This is a genomic window from Streptomyces sp. NPDC052036 (genome assembly GCF_040680495.1).
GTDB lineage: Bacteria > Actinomycetota > Actinomycetes > Streptomycetales > Streptomycetaceae > Streptomyces.
The window spans coordinates 1-1705 of the sequence record NZ_JBFAWW010000123.1; the positions used below are offsets into that span (position 1 = coordinate 1).

The window sequence follows — 1705 nt, forward strand, 5'->3', positions numbered from 1 at the left end:
GGGCGCGGCTACTCGGACGTGGGGTGGGAGGGCGAGGGCTCTGAGGGGGCTGCGCCGGCGTACTCCGAGTATCCGGATCTCCGGACCCGAAGTGTCCCCGACCCGTGGGGCGAGTCCGAGGACGGGCGGGGCCGGGGCTACCTGGCGCCGGAGGGCGGGAGCGGGTACGGCCAGGACGAACACCTCGGCCACTCGGACGAGCGGTGGTGGGAGGGTGCGGGCTCCGAGGGGGCTGCGCCGGCGTACTCCGAGTATCCGGGTCCCCGGACCCGAAGTGTGCCCAACCCGTATGCCGAGGCCGAGTACGGCCAGGACGAACACCTCGGCCACTCGGACGAGCTGTGGTGGGAGGGCGCGGGCTCCGAGGGGGCTGCGCCGAAGGACTCCAGGTTTCCGGCTTTCTCGACCGAAAGTGTCCCCGACCCGTTGGGCCTGTCCGAGGACGGGCGGGGCTACCTGGCGCCGGAGGGCGGGAGCGGGTACGGCCAGGACGCATCGGGCTTCGGTGGTCAGCACGGCGCTCCCGCCGCCGTTGAGCCTGGGGGTTCCTTCGGCGACGTTCAGGCTCCGCCGGCCGGCGGTCGCCGGATCGGATACGCGGCCGACGACCAGGTTTCGGCGCTCGGCTCGGATGAGGGCCACGACGGCCTCTCGGTCTCGGACCTCAGCTCGGATGGGGGCCACGACGGCTTCCCGGTCTTGCCGCCCGCGTCGGCGTTCGGCGGCGATTCTGGGTTCGGCCGGCCTGGCGGACTGACGCCGCGTCAGCCTGTCGTCGGTGAAGGCGGACTGACGCCGCGTCAGCCTGTCGACGGTGAAGGCGGACTGACGCCGCGTCAGCCTGTCGTCGGTGATGGCGGACTGGCGGGGGAGCCGCCGCTGGTGTCGGTGGAGGGGCGGTCTCCGTCGTTCGGTTCCGGTGTCACCGACCCGACGGGCACCGCGTCGGAGGGCATCCACGAGGACGTCCTCTCCGACGATGGCGTCGTGTGGCGGGAGTCGCCAGAGCGTACGGTGAAGGTGGAGGAGGCGCCGTCGGTCGCCGAGCCGCACTCCGCGGTGGTGAAGGGCGGCGGGTCGTCGGCCGTGACGCGGCCGGGCGAGGTGCGGACGGATGTGTCGGCGGCCGAGCACGGGGCCTGGGACGATGGTGCGCGGCGTTCGTTGCCGGGGCGTACGGCGGAGGTGGAGGAAGCGCCGTCGGTTGCCGAGCCGGTCACCGAGGGCGCCGTCCAGCAGCTTCCGCAGGAGGACCGATCGGTCCAGGCCTGGCTCGATCAGGTGGTGGACGACTCGGGCTCCGGTGTTGGGGTGCCCCTCCCCGGCCAGACCTACGGGGCCGGCGAGCAGGGCCTCCCGCTGGGTTCCGGCCGGCAGACGGAACCGCACCAGCCGCTGGCCGGGACGGCTCCGCAGCAGATCGGGTCGGGAATCCGGACGGCCGGCGCCGCGCCGCGATCCGGGTCCGCTGTGGAGGGGGTCTCCGCAGGGGCGGAGCCGCCCGTTACGGGAGATGTCCAGACCGGGCGCGACGAGGTGGGCGGACTGGCCCGGTTGGAGGGCTCGGAACCGGTTCCGCCGGCTCCGCCTTCCAGGGGCGTGCCCGTCGTGCAGGAGCCCCGCGGTGTGTCGGAGACCGCGCCGGAGTCGCGGACGGCGAATTCCTCCTCCGTGCGGCATGGCGGACCGTCGGACGGCGGCCGGA

1 pseudogene is annotated in these 1705 nt (G+C 74.0%); it reads left to right on the plus strand.

Annotation, left to right across the window (positions count from 1 at the left end):
* Positions 1 to 276 precede the first annotated feature (276 nt).
* A pseudogene (locus AB0L95_RS42155) lies at positions 277 to 1705 on the plus strand (hypothetical protein); the annotation flags it as partial.